The sequence below is a fragment of the Paraburkholderia sediminicola genome, from assembly GCF_046030555.1.
Taxonomy (GTDB): Bacteria; Pseudomonadota; Gammaproteobacteria; order Burkholderiales; family Burkholderiaceae; genus Paraburkholderia; species Paraburkholderia sediminicola_E.
On sequence record NZ_JAQQCH010000005.1, the window covers coordinates 32,617 to 49,547 of the forward strand.

The 16,931-nt window shown below is 65.5% G+C and carries 16 protein-coding genes; 14 read left to right on the forward strand and 2 right to left on the reverse strand.

The features are described 5' to 3' along the window. Nucleotides 1-419: 419 nt before the first annotated feature. Together PQQ52_RS09555 and PQQ52_RS09560 are read right to left on the reverse strand one after the other, a co-directional pair. The gene (locus PQQ52_RS09555) at nt 420-1,019 is read right to left on the reverse strand and encodes a 2'-5' RNA ligase family protein (RefSeq protein ID WP_408209684.1); all 600 of its coding nucleotides are present in this window, start codon (nt 1,017-1,019) and stop codon (nt 420-422) included. 418 nt (nt 1,020-1,437) lie between these two features. Continuing rightward, complete coding sequence (locus PQQ52_RS09560; RefSeq protein WP_408210320.1) at nt 1,438-2,253, reverse strand: helix-turn-helix transcriptional regulator; 816 nt, start codon at nt 2,251-2,253, stop codon at nt 1,438-1,440. A 344-nt stretch (nt 2,254-2,597) separates the two neighbouring features. On the opposite strand from PQQ52_RS09560, the gene PQQ52_RS09565 reads away from it, so the two are divergent. The 14 genes from PQQ52_RS09565 (at nt 2,598) to PQQ52_RS09630 (ending at nt 16,874) form a co-directional block, all read left to right on the forward strand. Further along, nucleotides 2,598-3,458: a helix-turn-helix transcriptional regulator gene (locus tag PQQ52_RS09565; protein WP_408209687.1), complete on the forward strand. Its 861-nt coding sequence runs from the start codon at nt 2,598-2,600 to the stop codon at nt 3,456-3,458. A gap of 303 nt (nt 3,459-3,761) precedes the next feature. Further along, a complete protein-coding gene (gene sctV, locus PQQ52_RS09570) occupies nt 3,762-5,957 on the forward strand; it encodes a type III secretion system export apparatus subunit SctV (RefSeq protein WP_408209689.1) in 2,196 nt (731 codons plus the stop codon). After that, nucleotides 5,954-6,232: a type III secretion system export apparatus subunit SctS gene (gene sctS, locus PQQ52_RS09575; RefSeq protein ID WP_325043860.1), complete on the forward strand. Its 279-nt coding sequence runs from the start codon at nt 5,954-5,956 to the stop codon at nt 6,230-6,232. The genes sctV and sctS overlap by 4 nt, the downstream gene beginning before the upstream one ends. Further along, entirely contained in the window at nt 6,232-8,331 is a 2,100-nt protein-coding gene (gene sctC, locus PQQ52_RS09580) for a type III secretion system outer membrane ring subunit SctC (RefSeq protein ID WP_408209691.1), read from the forward strand. The genes sctS and sctC overlap by 1 nt, the downstream gene beginning before the upstream one ends. Further along, nucleotides 8,312-9,691 (forward strand): type III secretion system inner membrane ring subunit SctD, encoded by a 1,380-nt coding sequence (gene sctD / locus PQQ52_RS09585; protein ID WP_408209693.1) that lies wholly within the window; start codon nt 8,312-8,314, stop codon nt 9,689-9,691. The genes sctC and sctD overlap by 20 nt, the downstream gene beginning before the upstream one ends. A gap of 167 nt (nt 9,692-9,858) precedes the next feature. Then, nucleotides 9,859-10,074, forward strand: a complete 216-nt coding sequence (locus tag PQQ52_RS09590; RefSeq protein WP_408209696.1) for a hypothetical protein — start codon at nt 9,859-9,861, stop codon at nt 10,072-10,074. A gap of 130 nt (nt 10,075-10,204) precedes the next feature. Next, the gene (locus tag PQQ52_RS09595; RefSeq protein ID WP_408209699.1) at nt 10,205-10,729 is read left to right on the forward strand and encodes a hypothetical protein; all 525 of its coding nucleotides are present in this window, start codon (nt 10,205-10,207) and stop codon (nt 10,727-10,729) included. Next, nucleotides 10,726-11,634 (forward strand): type III secretion system inner membrane ring lipoprotein SctJ, encoded by a 909-nt coding sequence (gene sctJ, locus PQQ52_RS09600; protein WP_408209702.1) that lies wholly within the window; start codon nt 10,726-10,728, stop codon nt 11,632-11,634. Before PQQ52_RS09595 ends, sctJ begins: the two co-directional genes overlap by 4 nt. 72 nt (nt 11,635-11,706) lie before the next feature. After that, a complete protein-coding gene (locus tag PQQ52_RS09605) occupies nt 11,707-12,402 on the forward strand; it encodes a SctK family type III secretion system sorting platform protein (protein ID WP_408209705.1) in 696 nt (231 codons plus the stop codon). After that, a complete protein-coding gene (sctL, locus tag PQQ52_RS09610; RefSeq protein WP_408209708.1) occupies nt 12,384-13,013 on the forward strand; it encodes a type III secretion system stator protein SctL in 630 nt (209 codons plus the stop codon). Before PQQ52_RS09605 ends, sctL begins: the two co-directional genes overlap by 19 nt. Continuing rightward, nucleotides 13,010-14,386, forward strand: a complete 1,377-nt coding sequence (sctN, locus tag PQQ52_RS09615) for a type III secretion system ATPase SctN (RefSeq protein ID WP_408209710.1) — start codon at nt 13,010-13,012, stop codon at nt 14,384-14,386. Before sctL ends, sctN begins: the two co-directional genes overlap by 4 nt. Continuing rightward, a complete protein-coding gene (locus PQQ52_RS09620) occupies nt 14,379-15,005 on the forward strand; it encodes a hypothetical protein (protein WP_408209713.1) in 627 nt (208 codons plus the stop codon). Before sctN ends, PQQ52_RS09620 begins: the two co-directional genes overlap by 8 nt. Further along, complete coding sequence (sctT, locus tag PQQ52_RS09625; protein ID WP_408209715.1) at nt 14,999-15,802, forward strand: type III secretion system export apparatus subunit SctT; 804 nt, start codon at nt 14,999-15,001, stop codon at nt 15,800-15,802. Before PQQ52_RS09620 ends, sctT begins: the two co-directional genes overlap by 7 nt. A 40-nt stretch (nt 15,803-15,842) precedes the next feature. Next, a complete protein-coding gene (locus PQQ52_RS09630) occupies nt 15,843-16,874 on the forward strand; it encodes an EscU/YscU/HrcU family type III secretion system export apparatus switch protein (protein WP_408209717.1) in 1,032 nt (343 codons plus the stop codon). The last annotated feature ends 57 nt before the right edge of the window (nt 16,875-16,931 follow it).

Below are 16,931 nucleotides of genomic sequence, written 5' to 3' on the forward strand. Positions count from 1 at the left end.
GGGTGGAGGGTTGCCGGCGCCGCCGCTTCGTGCCCGCAAAAACTTACAACCATCTTTCACCGAGCGACGCAAAAACGGCCGCCGCACCTGCCCTACTCATTGAATTCCACTTACGCCATGCAATCCCGAACCACCGACCACCCCTTCTACACTGCACTTCCCGCTTACGTCGCACGCGTCGATCCGTGCCTCACGGTATTGGGTACACAACTTCAAAAGCCCGCTTTCAGGCGAACCCTACGCGCGACATTGGCGGCCATTGCGATGTCAGCGGCGTTATCAGGCTGCGGCGTGTTCTGCGGAGGGGCAGGCGGAAGCGGCGGCGCCTTCGCCGGCGGTTGCGCGACCGGCGTGCGGTTCTAGTCCGGCGCGCCACAACGCATTGGCTTCACGACGGCCGCCGCGAGCCACTATTACAGTCATCCGGCCGCCAACCGCCAGCGCGCCAGAACGACATGCCGGGTACGCCCGAGCAGGCTGTGCACCAGCGCAAACTCACGCACGTTCCAACTGACGGCCTCGACCGGACGTGTCGCGATCCAGGGCATGCCATAAGCAAGCGTCACGTGCGGGGTATACGACGTATTTGACGAGACCGCGCGGTCGCCAAATCCAGCGTCTTGCAACGCCACTTGAAGTGCCTCGTGGAGCGCGTGGAACCCGACGACACCCTCGCCGCCCCCCAACACCAGCGGCCCCGGCCGCGGCTTCAGCGCGAAGCTGAGGGCACTGTCGAACTCGACGCTAAAAGGCTCCATCCTGATCGACGCGGCCGCGCTCATGGCCGCGTCCACCCGCGCCGGCGGCAATCCGCCCGCGAAATTCCCGAGATGCAGCAACGTGACGTGCAAACGGTTGGCAGCAAGCGGCTTGCTCTTCGACCGTGTCTCCCCGCAGAGCTGTTGCGCCAGCTTCGAGATGCTCGCCGCCGTATGCGTATCTGGAAAGACGGCGAAGAACAGGCCGTCTGTCGGCACAGGCGGCGCCTCGAGTCCGGGCAGCCAGAGTTGCTCAGGCATGGCGCGCCTGAATGGGTGACACAGACATTTGGAAGAATCTCCTCTCATCGATGCCGGCTTGCCCGCGCATCGGAAAACTTTCACCGTTTGACGGCGCGAGGTTCACCCACGTCCGTCCACGCCCAAAACGTTGCACGCATGCGCACACGCACACGCACACGTCCACTACTGTACATTCATACAGTAGTGTCGGCAACGTGGGATTTGCAGACGGTACAGTCGCGACGGTCGGAACGCCTCGGGCACCACGACGCTCAACACGCTGTTGTCGAGTGAGAAGGTCAGTCCATGGATTATGTTGACGCGCCATTCGAAGTGAAAGGCGGTTGCGCGATCGCGGCGTGGTATCTGTGGTTCGCGCTGTAGCAACTGAATGGGGCAGCGACAGGCGTCGCGCATCACCTCGCCCGGCAAACTCTCAAATCAACTCCATCTTCGACGTCAGATAAGTCAGCTCGATCCGGTTCGCCACCCCAAAGCGCTTGCGCAGTTTGCGCAGGTGGTAATCGACGTTATGCGCGCTTGTATCGAGTCTTCTGCCGATTTCCTTATCGGATGCGCCTTCGGCGATTCCGGTCAGCAGCTTCTGCTCGAACACGGTGAGCCCGTGCGCCGAGTGTTCGCGCGCTGCCGAGATCAACTTCGGCGAGCCGAACTTGTGCACCGACAAGCCGATCGACAACGCCTGCTCCACCGTGGCCCGGGTAATCCATTCGCGACTGCGGCGCGGCGCCGTAAAGCTCATGAAAGCATGCAGCCGCGTGCCCGGCATCGCCATCGAATACATGATCCCACTGCACATGCCGTCGTCACGCATGGTGTGCAGGAAGTCGTCGAGTGCCTCGGGCGGCGCCGGCACATCGTGACCGCCATGCCGGCGCAAGTTGCGTAGATCCCACACAATCGCCATGTTGCAGCGGCGCGCGCCGAAGGTGCGTGGATCGACATCCACGTGGTGGCGATCCACATACTCGCCACGATAGGTCGCGGGCGTGAACGCCTCATGCAAAAAGAGTCGCTGCACGCCTTCGCGGGAATATTCGAGCGCGAAATAAGCGAAGGTCGAGAACCCCGTCAGATGCAGCAGACTCGTGACGATGCGCGTGCGCTCCGCCTCGCTCTGCGCACTGGCCAGCATGTCGGCCACGCCAAGGCGCGGCGCGTCTTTCTGTTCGACCGCCGCCGGTTTCGAGTCGTTGTACCAGACCACCGGAATCGAATGCGCGCGCTGCATCGCGTCGCCCGCAACGCTCCCTGCGCCCACAACGTTCTCCGCCGGCAGCATGTCTACAGGATGATCTTCGCTTAGCGCAATGCCGGACATCGGTTCCTCAACGCAGCGACGCAGATTTCGCTCAGTACGAACTACGGCGCGAAAAATAGCGACGAGATGAATGGAAGAAAAACGTTGCGGCGCGCAGGGTTTTTAAATTGCCGCTGATCGTTCTCGAAACATATCGTAATATCAATGCCGAACGATAGCGCAAGCAAAGCGCCTGTGGAAGAAGCAATAAAAAAGACCACAGATGTGCCGGGGTTTGATTCGTAGTCCACTAGAAAAAGAGGAATCCCACCCCAATGACACCGTCAGACGGCTCTCCCGTGGTCGAATGGTTCTCGCAAGCCGATGTGCTTGCCTACCTCCAGCCGCATCACCATGCAGGCGTTATCCAGGACACTACGAAAAATCGCACGCCTGATCATTTCGTTTTTACCGACCTCTCCGCACCACCCGGAAAATTCGACCCATCTCTCGCCGACTTCAGCGAATACCGCACACAGTTGCGCGATGCAGGCTTCAGCACCTTGAGCTACGGCGCCTTCGAAATGATCGGCCGCCGTGTGTTGCATGCGCATCTGTTGCGCGACCTCGCGCCGGTCTCGTTCGCGCAGCCTTACTTCGAGGGCATGTGGTACGAAGTCGATCCACGCTTCGCCGAAGTGCAGCAAAGCGGTTTCCCCGTCGCGTGGCGGCTCGCCCGCATCGAAGAAGACGCGCAACGCAGCGGCGACCGGCGCAAGCTCGCGCTCGTCGCGGCACTGCGCGCGCATGCGATGAATAGCGGCGTGATCTTCAGCCTGTCGGCCCCGCAACTCGGTCTGAGCGTCAGTGTTGGACTCACGTCCGAACTGCACGACTCCGACTGGATCAACGATCGCGTGATCGGCACGGCGCTCGCTGTCAGCCTCGCCGTGCATCGCTTCGCGCAGCCGTTTCTCGAGGACCGGGTACGTGCCACGCGCGTCATCGCGCTCGAGCCCGAACAGGAAGCGGTACTCCGACGGCTCGTGCAAGGCCTGTCCGATCAGGAGATCGCCGACGCGCTGCGGACTTCGCTGCACAAGGTCAGCTATCACATCCAGATGCTCGAACGCATCTTCAACGTGCAGAACCGCGCGCAACTCGCCTATCTGGCCGCGCGGCGCGTCGTGGTGTAGGCCCCTTTGTGACGGCGCCGCTGCGCCGTTTGGGCGTTTCGTAGTCGGGCGCGCCGCCAGCTGCCAAAGTGTCCCGAACGCTACGAGGCGCCCCCGATTCTCTCCTGACTGTCCCCGCTAAACTCGATCGCAACCGGATACCTGAGGGCGTCGGCTTGCGCGTGCTCCACGCAAGCCGTCCCGCTGCGTGCCGGGCGATGCACTCGCATCCGCGCAACGCCAACGCAACGCCGACACAAAGCGCTAGGTGGTGCCGAACCGGATACACGGTCGGGCTATAAACAAGGGAGTCGATACTCGACGATGGCAGATCTGAAGGCGCTTCCGCGCGACTGGCTGCGGCTATTTCCGGCTGGCGCAAATGCATCCGGCATTCGCCGCGCCGGGTCGCCACGCGCCGATCTGTTCCTCGCGGCGTTCATCGTCGCCGTGATCGCGTTGTTCATCCTGCCGCTGCCGCAAGCCGCGCTCGACGGGATGATTTCGCTGAACCTCGCGATCAGCGTCGTGTTGCTGACGGTGTCGACCTATGTGCCTTCGGCAGTGAGCTTTTCGTCATTCCCGGCACTGCTGCTGTTTACAACGCTGTTTCGTCTCGCGCTGAACATCGCGTCATGCAAGCTCATCCTGCTGCACGCGAACGCGGGCCATGTGATCGACGCGTTCGGCCGGCTCGTCGTCGGCAACAACGTTGTCGTGGGTGGCGTGGTCTTTCTGGTGATCGCGGTCGTGCAGTTCATCGTCATCGCCAAAGGTTCGGAGCGCGTCGCGGAAGTCGGCGCGCGTTTTTCGCTCGATGCCATGCCGGGCAAGCAGATGAGCATCGACGCCGATCTGCGCGCCGGCATCATCAGTGCCGACGAGGCACGCGAGCGGCGCGAAAAGCTCGAGCAGGAATCGCAATTGCACGGCGCGATGGACGGCGCGATGAAGTTCGTCAAGGGCGACGCCATCGCCGGGCTCGTCATCGCGTTCATCAATATCGTCGCGGGCATCGCGGTCGGCACGCTGATGCACGACATGAGCATCGGCGAGGCGCTGCAGCGTTACGCGATCCTGACGGTGGGCGACGGCATGGCGTCGCAGATTCCGTCGTTGCTGGTATCGATCGCCGCCGGCATCGTGACGACCCGCGTCGCGACGCGCGACGCCCGTCAGCGTCAGTTGGGCGAGCAGCTTGGCGAACAACTCGGCGCGCATCCGCGTGCGCTGCTGATCGCCGCGCTGGTGCTCGCCGGTTTCCTGATCGTGCCGGGTTTTCCGAAGTGGTCGTTCGCGCTGATCTCGGGGGCGCTCGGCACCTTCGCGGTCGTTCAGATGAAGCGGCGCACAACGGCGCCGACCTTCAACCTGATCAGTATCACGGGCCGCGTCGGCGATGCGCAAGGCGAAGGACAATCCGCGCGCGTGACCCATGCAGCCGGCGTCACGTCGCTGATCGCGGTGACGCTCGCAGCGGACCTGCGCGGCGCGCTGAACCTCGCGCAGTTGCAGGCCTCGCTGTCGAGCGCGAAGGCGCGGGTCGACGCGGACATCGGCACAGTGTTTCCACGTATCTCGCTGAACGACGACGAAACGGCGCCAGACGGCACCTACCGGATCTATCTGCAAGACGTGCTTGCCGCGCACGGTGCGCTCAAACCCGGCTGGTTTCTGTGGGACGGCGTGTCGCCGCTACCGGAACAGGCCGAGCGGCAGCCCGCCGAGGCATTCGGGCCGTATGCGACAGCGTTGTGGATCAAGGGCGACGCGGCGCAAGCCGAAGGCAAACCGCTCTCGAGCGAAGCGGCGCTCGGCGCGCATGTCGAACAGATCGTGCGGCAGCATGCCGACGAATTGCTCGGCATCCAGGAAACCCAGGCGCTCGTGCATCTGGCGCGGCGCGACCATCCGGAGCTGGTCGGCGAACTGACCCGGCTCGTGCCGCTGCAGCGCGTCACCGAAGTGCTGCGCCGCCTGCTCGCCGAACAGGTACCGATCCGCAATCTGCGTGTGATCTTCGAAAGCCTGATCACGTGGGCGCCGAATGAACCCGACGACGTGATCGCGCTAGTCGAGCTGGTCCGCATCGACCTACGCCGGATGATCACCGACCGGCACGCGGGCGCGGCGCGCCAGCTGCGCGTCGTGCTGTTCGAACAGAACCTGCAGGAACGCATCGAGAAAGCGGTGATGCGTACCCGGCAGGGCAATTTTCTGGCGCTGCCGAGCGGCGTCAAGCAGGACATCTGCGAGCAGGTCCGCGCGATCGTCAATGCGTCGAGCGCGGCGCCGGGCGCGCACGGCAATGCACGGCTCGCGGTGATGATCGCGCTCGGCGCGCGCCGCTACGCGAAGTCGATTCTGCAGCCCGTACTGCCCGATCTGCCGGTGCTGTCGTATCAGGAGATCGAAGAGGACGTGCAGTTGCATACGGTGGGCTGGGTGAAAAATCCAGCCGACGACGGCACGCCAGGCGCGGGCGCCGACGTGCGGACGGCAACGGGCGCGACGCCATGACGAGCTCGACGATCCTCGACCTGACGCAGCAGGCGCTGATGCTGGTGCTGCTGCTGTCGCTGCCGATCGTGCTGGTCGCCACCGTCACGGGTCTCGCGGTCGCGGTGCTGCAAGCCGTCACGCAGGTGCAGGACGCAAATCTCGGCATCGCCGTCAGGCTGGTCGCCGTGATGGTTGCGCTGGTGGTGCTGTCGGGATGGCTGGGGGGCGAGGTGCTGCGCTTTGCGCAGCAAGCGCTGACGCGATTGTTTGTTTCCACAACAGGTGTTTTCTGATGCGCCAACGTGCAGTTCCGTTCTCCTTCGACAGGCGGCGTGCACAAGCCGCCGCGATGCTGCTGTTCGCAACGGCCCTCCTCTCCGTGTCGCTGCTCACGGCGCTGTCGCAGCCCGCTCGCGCGGCCGAACTGCGCTGGCGCAACCGGCCCTTTACGATCGTCGCGAACGGCCGCAAGATCGCCGACTTCATCCGCGAGCTCGCGTCGTCGCAAGGCGTGACCGCGGTTGTCGATCCGAAGGTGGACGGCGTGATCAGCGGCCGCTTTTCAGGCACGCCGCAGCAGACGCTCGACACGATCTGCTCGACCTACGGCCTCACGTGGTATTACGACGGCTCGTTCCTGTACATCGATCCGGCGGATCAGTCACAGAGCCAGGTGATTCCGATCCCGCCGAATTCGGCCGGCGAAATCGGCCGTGCGCTCGAGACCATGCAGATCACCGACAAGCGCTTCGCGCTCGTCATCAACGACCGTGCGAACAGCATCTATGTATCCGGTCCGCGCCGCTATATCGAACTGGTGCGGCAGGCGGTCGGCTCGGTCGGCAATCCGTCGTCGAACGGCCAGCTCGCGGACGTGCGCGCATTCCGGCTGCACTACGGCTGGGCCTCCGACTTCACCGTGAACCGCTCGGGCAAGGAAGTCGTGATCCCCGGCGTCGCGACGATGTTGAAGCGCCTGTACGGCAAAGGCGGCAACCACAGCAACACGACACCGGTGAATGCGACGCTCGGCGCGGCCGCACGGCAAATGAAGCTCGGCTCCGGCGTGACGATCGCGGTGCCGCGTATCGAGTTTCCCGATATCGCGGGCGGCCCGTCCGCCAACAGCGGCTATGGCGCCTCGGGGCTGTCGGCGGACGGCGTGAGCCCGTTCGCGAACAACGCCGATACGCTGCCGCAGATCGAAGCCGATCCGGCGATCAACGCGGTACTCGTGCGCGACCTGCCGGAGAACATGTACCGCTACCAGTCGCTCATCAACGACCTCGACGTACGGCCGCGGATTGTCGAGATCAACGTGACGATCATCGATATCGACGAGAACTCGCTCGACAGCCTGGGCATCGACTGGCGCCTGCATACCTCGCACGGCGACGTGCAGATCGGCAACGGTTCGAGCCCGCTGAACGGCAACACGCAATACAACGGCGGCGGCAACCCACCGCTCACGTTCGGCGTCGGCACGAGCGAACAGGGCCAGACGGGCACCTTCCTGCCGACCGGCATCGCGCTCACCGCATCGATCGGCGGCTCGTTGCGCGACTATCTGCTGACCCGCGTCAACGCACTCGCGCAGAACGGCAACGCGGAGCTGCATTCGAAGCCGAAGGTGCTCGCACTCGACAACACCGAGGCCATTCTCGAAAACCTCACGCAGTTCTACGTGCAGGTGCAGGGCTACCAGGATTCGTCGCTATATAGCGTGACGACCGGCACGAGCATCAAGGTCACGCCGATGATCGTCGACGACGGCGCGGCGCCGCCCGCGAACGCGAGTGCAGCGCCGGGCGCAAGCCCGCAAAGCGTGATGATGTCGATCGACATTCAGGACGGCAACGTCGTACCCGGCCAGTCGGTATCGAACATCCCGGTCATCCAGCAACGCAACATCGTCACCAAGACGATGATCGATGAAGGCAAGAGTCTCCTGATCGCCGGCTTCAACAACGACCAGGTACAGATCAACAAGAGCGGCGTGCCGTGGCTGTCGAATATTCCGTGGATCGGCAACCTGTTCAAGTACACCGACAAGACTGGCGACCACATGGAGCGTTTCTATCTGCTCACGCCGCGCGTGGTCAGCAACGCGTCGATGTATGCGCCGGACGGCGCGCCCATCAACCCGGGCGCCGGCAATGTGCCGGACGCGAACGGGATGTCGATGTACCGGCCGCCCGACAACGATATCGCCGTGCCGCTCACGCCCAAACCGCTGCCCGGCTCGCGTTTCGGACCGCCCCTGCCCCCGCCGCCGCAAGACCCGGCGTCACAGCCGGCGGCGACGCAAAGCAGCGCGCCGGCCGTGACGCAAGCCGGTGCGCCAACCAGCACGCCAACAGGATCGCAGGATCATGTCTTCAACCATCCTTGATCCGCACCGCACCGCGTTGAACGCGCCACCCGCGCCGACGCAGGATGCCGCGGCGTCGCCGTGGAACCTGTGCTTTCTGAGCGGACCGATGTACGGCCGCACGATGTCGCTCGCGCGCGGCGCGAACTGGATCGGCACCTCGGCCGACTGCGAAGTCATCCTGCCCGATCGCGAGATCGGCGCGAAGCAGGTGTGCCTGCAGGTCGGCGCGCTGGCCGTGACCGTGCAAAACATCGGCACGGAAAATAGCGCGCCGGTGCTCTTCAACGACGAAGCGCTCGCCGCGGGCCGCCGTTCGCTGACGCCCGGCGACGTCGTGACGGTCGGCTCGATTCGACTCGGTATTGCCCGCAATGCGCAGGCTGCCGCCGCGCTGCCCGCCGAAAGCGAGAAACCGTCTGCTGAACACGACACGGTGTGGCCCGGCTGGCTTGCCGGCGCAATGCGTCGCGTCGGCAGCCGCCGCTTCGTGCTGGTGCTGGCCGCACTGTGGCTCGGCGTGGCGCTGGGTGCGCTCGGCTACGGCCTGGTCGCGTGGTCAGGCAGTCTGCCCTGGCAGCAGGAATCGGCGCTCGCACGCGTGCACCGGCTGCAGCAGGCGCTGCGTGTCTATCCGGAATTGAGCGTGGCGCCGCGTGACGACGGGGCGCTCGTCACCGGCTACGTGAAAGACGGTGCCGAGCGCGACAAGGTCGCACAGATCGTCGCCGGTGTCGATAACGCCGCGCTCGGCAATCTGTATGTGGTGAGCGACCTGCTCGCGACCGCGCAAACCTATTTCAGCGATACGCCGCTGACGGTGTCGTATCTCGGCCGCGGCAAGATCGAACTCAGCGGCGACGCGCCGCGCACGCAGGTCGCACAGCGCATCCAGAACTACATGAAGGACGCGCGCCCCGCGCTCGAGGTCGTCGATCACGTGCATTACGACGACCCGGCTGCGCCGACGCACACCGGCATGCTGGGCGGCGCCGGCGGCATCCCGGAGATCGTCACCGTTTTTGCGGGCGACGGCGATCAGCGCTACATCGAGACCGCCGACGGCAGCCGCTATTTCGAGGGCGCAAAGATGAAACAGGGGCCGACCGTCGTATCGATCGGCCCGGACGACGTGGTGTTCGAAAGCGAAGGCCGCCAGATCACGATGCCGCTCGGCGGCAGTCGCGCCGGCACGCCGACGGCGACACCGGACGGCGCCTCGACCGCGCTCGTGACGGGCGGCGCGGCGGCCGGCGTGGCGTTGCCGGCGCCCGGCTCGGGCGCGCTTCAGGCCAGCGCGGCAGCAGCCGCCCCGCTGGCGCCGAATGCCTCAGGCACACCCGCTTCAGCCGCGCCCTCGCGCGCGGCTGAAGCCCCGTAGGAGCAGCAACACAGGGATCACTTATTCGCGTGCGGCGCGCCACAAGCGGCGCCCACGTCACCCGACGCAGGCCGGCGCGCGCACCCGCAGCGCGGCGGCAGGCGAAAGCGGCGTACGGCATAAGGCCGTGCTGCCGAAGTCGTTGTTCACGCACCAAGGAGCTACACATGAGCACAACTCAACCCACCGGCCCCGTCACCGATACCGGCGCCGTGCAGGACCAGGCCAACCAGTTGATCGAGGCACAGACGAAGCTGACCGAAATCCAGTTCCAGGTACAAAGCTCGACGAGCACCTTCCAGACCACCGGCGCGGTGACGTCGGCAGCCGGGACGGCCGCGTCGCAGGCAGCGGAGCATATCGGTTCGGCAGGCCGCTCCTGAGCCCGGGCGCTGGCCGCCCGCGCGTCGCGGGACCGCACTCGCCGATGACCGTCATCGGCGGCGGGGTCGCGCACGTGCAGAGCGGCCGGTTGCCCGCGCTGTTCCATGCTATCCACGAGGAGAGCAGATCATGAATGTTTCAGGTGTCGCGCCGCCCGCCACGGCAGCGCTCGCAAACGCTGCGCAGACGGCTCAGGCCGGCGCGCAGAACAAGGCCCAGGACGGAGCGCAGGTCCGGCAGTTCGACGGTTTGATGCAGCCGTCCGATGCACATGCAGCCAATACGGCGGCGGCAGCCGGGCAGGCCGCCGCGCCGGGCGCACCCCAAGCCCCTGCTCAGGCTGCGCAGGCCATGGCCCTCCAGGCGCCCACCACGGCGGTACAGATGACGCCGCAGACGGCGCCCTCGTCGCTCGTCGAGCGTTTGCGCGATTTCACGACCGACCTCGACACACGCTATTCCAGCCTGCAAAAACATCAGGTTCAGATGCTCACGTCGATGACGCAGAACGCCAACGATCCGATGATGGCGATGGCCCAGGCGATGGACTTCCAGTGGAGCGCGACCACCACGATCTCCGAATATCAGTTGAGCCTCGCGGTCGCGCAAGCGACCAATGGTTTGACTCACTCGATTCTGAAGAACCAGGAATGACGGCTCACCGTTTCACTCAAGGTTCCCGACGGTCGGCGCGTTCCGCGCGCGAGCACACCTCGCGTGCGTCATTCCGTCGTTGCGTGGCGCGCGTCGCGCTCGCCAGCGCGCTCGTGCTGCTGGCGGGCTGCCAGAAGGAGTTGTACTCGGGTCTGTCCGAATCCGAAGCCAACCAGATGATCGACGTACTGGGCGACGCCGGCATTTCGGCATCGAAAGACAACGACGCGCGCGACGGATCCGACCAGCAGGCATGGCAGGTCGAAGTATCCGAGAACGACATCCATTCCGCATTGTCCGTGCTGCGCACCAACGGCTTGCCGAAGCCGCATTTCGCGAGCATCGGTGAACTGTTCCAGAAGCAGGGGCTGGTCTCGACGCCCGCCGAAGAGCGCATGCGCTATCTCTATGGCGTATCGCAGGATCTGTCGCGCACGTTGCAGGACATTCAGGGTGTCGTTGTTGCACGCGTGCAGGTGGTGATTCCGGAAAACGATCCGCTCGCCGACAAGATCAAGCCGTCTTCAGCAGCGGTGTATATCCGCTACAAGCCAGGTGTCGATCTGCGCGCGATGGCGCCGATGGTGAAGGATCTCGTCGCGCACAGCATCGAAGGATTGCAGTACGACAACGTCTCGCTGTTTCTGCAGCCCGCGGCGGAAAAGGCACCGCCTCCCAACGGCATTAGCAATGCCGTGAACGACGTCGTGCGCCTGCGCTCGCCGCTCGGCTGGCTGGTCGGCGCGCTGATCCTGCTGACGCTCGCGGTGATTGCTCTGTCGGCCGCGCGCCGCGGGATGTTCGGTGGCCGTCTCGCCGGGCTGCTCGGCAGCAGCAGCAGCGGCCGCGGCGGCGAAGCGGGCACGCGCAGCGTGCGCGCGAGCGGCGCGCGGGACAGTGCCTAGTCCCCGCCACCGCCGTATGCGTGCCGCGTGTCGCCCCCCGCCCGTGCGGCCGACAACGCCGCGGAGCGCGCGATGAGCACACCGTGGCTGCACGCACTCGACACGCCCGCACCGCCGCGGCGCGTGCCGTTCTACCGGATGGTGTGCGAGTTCAATCTGCGCCCTGACCTGTATCTGCACGTCACCCGCGTGCCGCCGGAGTGGCCCGCCGCCTACCGGCAACTGTCGCGCTTCGGCGACGCGGGCCGGCGCCTGATCGCACGTCATCTGCTCGACGCGCAGGCCGTCGCGCGGCTCACCGACTTCGACGCCGCCACCCCGCTCGCACGGCTTGCACTCTTGCCGGGCGCCGCGCTCGAACAACTCGCGACGTACGCAGGTTTGCTGTTGCACCGGCACTGGCTGCGCGACGCGTTGCAGGTGCGCCGCGTGCGTGCCGAAATCGTCGCGAAAGTCGGCGCGGATGCCTTGGCGCTAACACTCGAACGCGCGCCCGAATTCGCCACGCTGGGCGACACGCTCGAACCATGGGCCGCCGATCCCGCCGTCCTGCCGGCATTGATTCGCGCGCGCGGCGGGCGTCTGGTCGCCGATTTCATTGCCGCGGCGGGCGTGCCGGTCGAGCGCCGCGTGCGCCTGAAATTCAATCGCGCGATCGACGACGAAGCGCCCTATCTGCTCAATCACGCACAGCGCGACCAGTTCGGCGAGCTGCTGTTCCTGTTTCTGATTCCCGAGAGGTTAGCGACATGGGATTGGCTTTTCTGATTACCAGCGACAACCTGCAATTGCTGTCCGAACGCAAGGTGCTCAAGGAACGCGAATATGCGGCACTGCTCGATGCGTCGGCGGTAATCGCAACGGCGCGCGAGGAAGCCGAGCGGATCGTCGCCGCCGCGCAGCGCGAGTTCGAAGCACGTCAGGCAGCCGGCTATGAAGAAGGATTGCGCCGCGCGCAAAAGGAATACGCGGCGCAGACCTACAGCCAGGCGTTGTCCGCGGCGAAAACGATGGAGTCGATGAAAGATTCGATGGCGGAAATCGTCGTCAAGGCCGTGCGCGCGATCGTCGGCGAAATGAAACCGCAGCAGCTTTACGAAGCGGCGCTCACCCGCATCATGCCGCTCGTGCGCGACGAACCCTTTCTGATCGTGCATGTCGCGCCGGGCCGCAGCGACGAGATGAAAGAGGCGCTCGCCGGTGCATTCGCCGGACAGGGACTGTCGCAGAAGATTCGCGTCGTCGAAGACGCGCAACTCGCGAGTCGCGCCTGCATGGTCGAAACACCATCCGGGCGCATCGACGCGAGCCTCGATTTGCAAATCGACGCGCTGCGTCAGGCGATCCGCCGCGAACCGCTCAAAGGTGCCGTGCGATGAACGCCTACAGCGACGCCGCCGCGCACCCCGAGGACGACGACGCGCTATCGCTCGACAGCGGAAGACTGGTCGGCGATCTGGATGCGGGACTCGCGTTCTTCTCGCCGGTGTCGGTGCAGGGACGCGTGAATCATGCAGTCGGCCAGATTCTGAACGCCACCGGCATCCGCGCGCGGCTCGGCGAAATCTGCGAATTGCGCACGCCCAATCAACCGACGCTGCTCGCCGAGGTGGTCGGCTTTTCGCGGCAGACCACGCTGCTCACGCCGCTGGGCGAGGTCGCCGGTCTGTCGCCGGAAACGATCGTCGTGCCGTCCGGGCGCGAGCATATGTTTCCGGTCGGTGCGGCTCTCTTCGGCCGCGTGCTCGACGGCCTCGGCCAGCCGCTCGACGACCGCGGTCCGGTGACCGGCGCCGCATGGGTATCGACCCAGCAGTCGCCGCCCAATCCGCTGGCGCGCCGGATGATCGACACGCCGTTCGCGACCGGCGTACGGGTGATCGACGGCCTGATGACGCTCGGCGAAGGACAGCGTGTGGGCATCTTCGCGCCGTCGGGCGTCGGCAAGAGCACGTTGCTCGGCATGATCGCGCGCGGCGCGAAGGCCGACGTCAACGTGATTGCACTCGTCGGCGAACGCGGCCGCGAGGTGCGCGAGTTCATCGAACACGCGTTGTCGCCCGAGGTGCGCGCACGTTCGATCCTCGTCGTCTCGACCTCGGACCGGCCGGCGATGGAACGCGTCAAGTCCGCGCTCGTCGCGACCGCGATCGCCGAGCACTTTCGCGATGCCGGCAAGCGCGTGCTGCTGCTCGTGGATTCGCTGACGCGTTTTGCGCGCGCGCAGCGCGAGGTCGGCCTCGCGAGCGGTGAGCCGCCGACGCGGCGCAGCTTTCCGCCGTCGACCTTCGCGGTGTTGCCGCGTCTGCTCGAACGCGCGGGACAAGGCGCTAACGGCTCCATCACCGCGCTTTACACGGTGCTGGTGGAAGGCGACGAAGAGTCGGACCCGATCGCCGAAGAAGTGCGCTCGATTCTCGACGGCCATATCGTGCTGTCGCGCAAGATCGCGCTCGCCAATCGCTATCCGGCGATCGACGTGCTCGCGAGCCTGTCGCGCGTGATGCCGCTCGTGACCACCGCGGCGCATCAGCGTGCGGCGGGTCGGTTACGCGAACTGCTCGCGAAGTATCAGGAGATCGAACTGCTGGTGCAGATCGGCGAATACCGCGAGGGCAGCGACCGGCTCGGCGACCTCGCGTTGCGCGCCCGCGATGCGTTGAGCGCCTTCTGCGCGCAACCCGCCACCGAGAACGCCCCGTTCGATGCCCTGCTCGCGCGTCTCACCCGCCTCGCCAACGACCATGTCTGAAGCCGACGACGCGGCCGTGCTGGCCACCCTCGCCCGTCTGCGCCGGGTACGCGAGATGCGCTCGCAACTGGCGCGCGTCGCGGCCGCGCGTCAGCAAGGCATCGCCGCGCAAAGCCGGCGCGCGCTCAACGACGCGCAACAACGACTGACCCGACAGATGGCGCTCAAGGCGGCGATCCAGCAACGCCTCGTGGACGGCGCGGACGGACATGTCCCTGCCGGCTCGGCGCGCGCGCTGCAGGAAGCGGCCGCCGACACGCGCACCGCGAATCTGCAGATCGGCACGGCGACGCAATCAGTCGAGCAGGCCAACGCGACCCACGACGGCCACGAAGCCGAACTCGCGCAACTGCAACGTGCCGCAAGGCGCGCAAAAGCGGCGGAAGACAAGCTCGAGAAAGCCGGCGAAAAAGCGCAACGCACGGTCGCCGCGCGCATCGAACGCGCCGCCGAAGAGGTCGCGGACAGTCACGCGATCCGCGGTTTTTCATCCGCGGCGCCATTCCCGATCGGCGCGGATCATGCGACGGCTGCGCAGGCAGCCGGGCCCGCCGCCGAAGAAGAAGTTCCGTCACAGTCCGACGCTCCGCCCTTCCCCCACCCCGACAGCCGATGCTAGACCAGGCGCTGAATTTCAGCGACATCGCCGCGGGCGCGAGGCCGATCCTCTTCGTGATGCCGCGCCTCCTGCCGATCATGCTGATCGTGCCGGTCTTCAACGAGCAGATCGTGACGGGCCTCGTGCGCAACGGTCTCGCGGTGGTGATCGCCGCGTTCGTCGCGCCGGCCATCGACCCCGCGCAGATCGCCGATCTGCCATTTCTGATCTGGTGCCTGCTCGCCGCGAAAGAGGCGTTGATCGGCATCCTGCTGGCCGGCGCGATGAGCGCGGTGCTATTCGCGATCCAGGGTGTGGGCTATCTGATCGACTTCCAGACCGGCAGCGGCAATGCGGCCTTCTTCGATCCGATGGGCGGCCACGACGGCGGGCCGACCTCGGGCTTCCTGAACTACGTCGCGATTACCCTGTTCGTCACAGCGGGTGGCCTGCAGATGATCGTGCAACTGTTCGCGCAGTCCTACACGTGGTGGCCGATCGGCGCGCTGACGCCGAACCTGTCCGCGGTGCTCTCCACTTTCATCCTGCGCCAGACCGATGCGGTGTTCGTGTGGATGGTCAAGCTCGCCGCACCCGTCGTGATCGTGCTCGTGCTGGTCGAAGCGGGCATCGGGCTGGTGGGCCGAGCGGTGCCGCAACTGAATATCTTCACGTTCTCGCAGCCGGTCAAGAGCGCGCTGGCGATGCTGATGATGGTGATGTTCATGCCGCTCGTCTATGCGTCCCTGCACGCGCAGTTGAGCCCCGACAGCGGCATGATCGCGCTGCTGCGGAACCTGCTGCGAAGCGCGCCCTGAAGCCACTTCCGTCAGGACAGACACAAAAGACGCACACACCATGGCCGAAAAGAGTCAGCAACCCACCGCCAAACGGCTGCGCGAAGCCCGCGAGAAAGGTGACGTTCCGAAAAGCGCGGAGACGATTTCGACCGCGGTGTTTGTCGGCGTCTGTATTGCGGTGACGACCGGCGGTGCGCAAATTCTTGCGTACGTGCAAGCACTGTTCCGACTCGTGTTCGAGGCAAGCGGCGCGCCCGATCCCGGTGCGCGGATCGCGGTGCTGCTCGACGGCGCCGCGCACGCGTGGCTGCAGGCGTCGCTCGTCTTTGTCGGCGTCGGTTTTGCGGCCGGTGTGCTCGCGGGTTTCGTGCAGGTAGGCGGTGTGATGGCGTGGAGCCGGCTCGTGCCGTCGCTCGGGCGCATCAATCCCGCTGAAGGGTTGAAGAACCTATGGTCAGTGCGCAACCTCGTCAATCTCGCGAAGATGCTGCTGAAGACCACACTGCTGATCGCCGTGCTCGGCTCGCTGATCTACGCGTCGCTTGATCCGTCGGTGCAGTCCGGCTTCACGCAGCCGCTGTCGATTCTCGCGCTGCTCGCGCATCTGCTGGTCATGCTGTTCGGCTGGGCCGCGCTCATCTTCATCGTGATGGCGTTGATCGATATCGTGCATCAGCGTTTCGAGTTCAGTCAGAAGATGAAGATGTCGATCGAGGACGTGCGGCGCGAGCGCAAGGAAGACGAAGGCGACCCGCATATCCAGTCGCGACGCCGCATGATCGCGATGGAAATGCAGCTCGCGTCGCTGAACGACAAGATCGGCTACGCGTCGGTGGTGGTGTATTCGTCGCGCGTGGCGGTGGCCCTCTATTACGGCGGACTCGGCACGCTGCCGTGGGTGCTCGCGCGCGGCGAAGGCGAAGTTGCCGAGCGGATCGTCAAGCTCGCGCAGACCGAGTTGCGGCCGACACTCGCGAACGTCGGGCTCGCTGAAGCGCTGTACGAAACCACGCGTGAGAACGGCACGATCGAGGCGCACCACTTCGAGGAAGTGGCGCGCTTGCTGAAGTGGGCGAAAGGCTCAGGCTAGACCCGGCCGGCAAACAGACGGAGACTGCTCTGTCCGCTGTCCGCTGTCCGCTGCTCG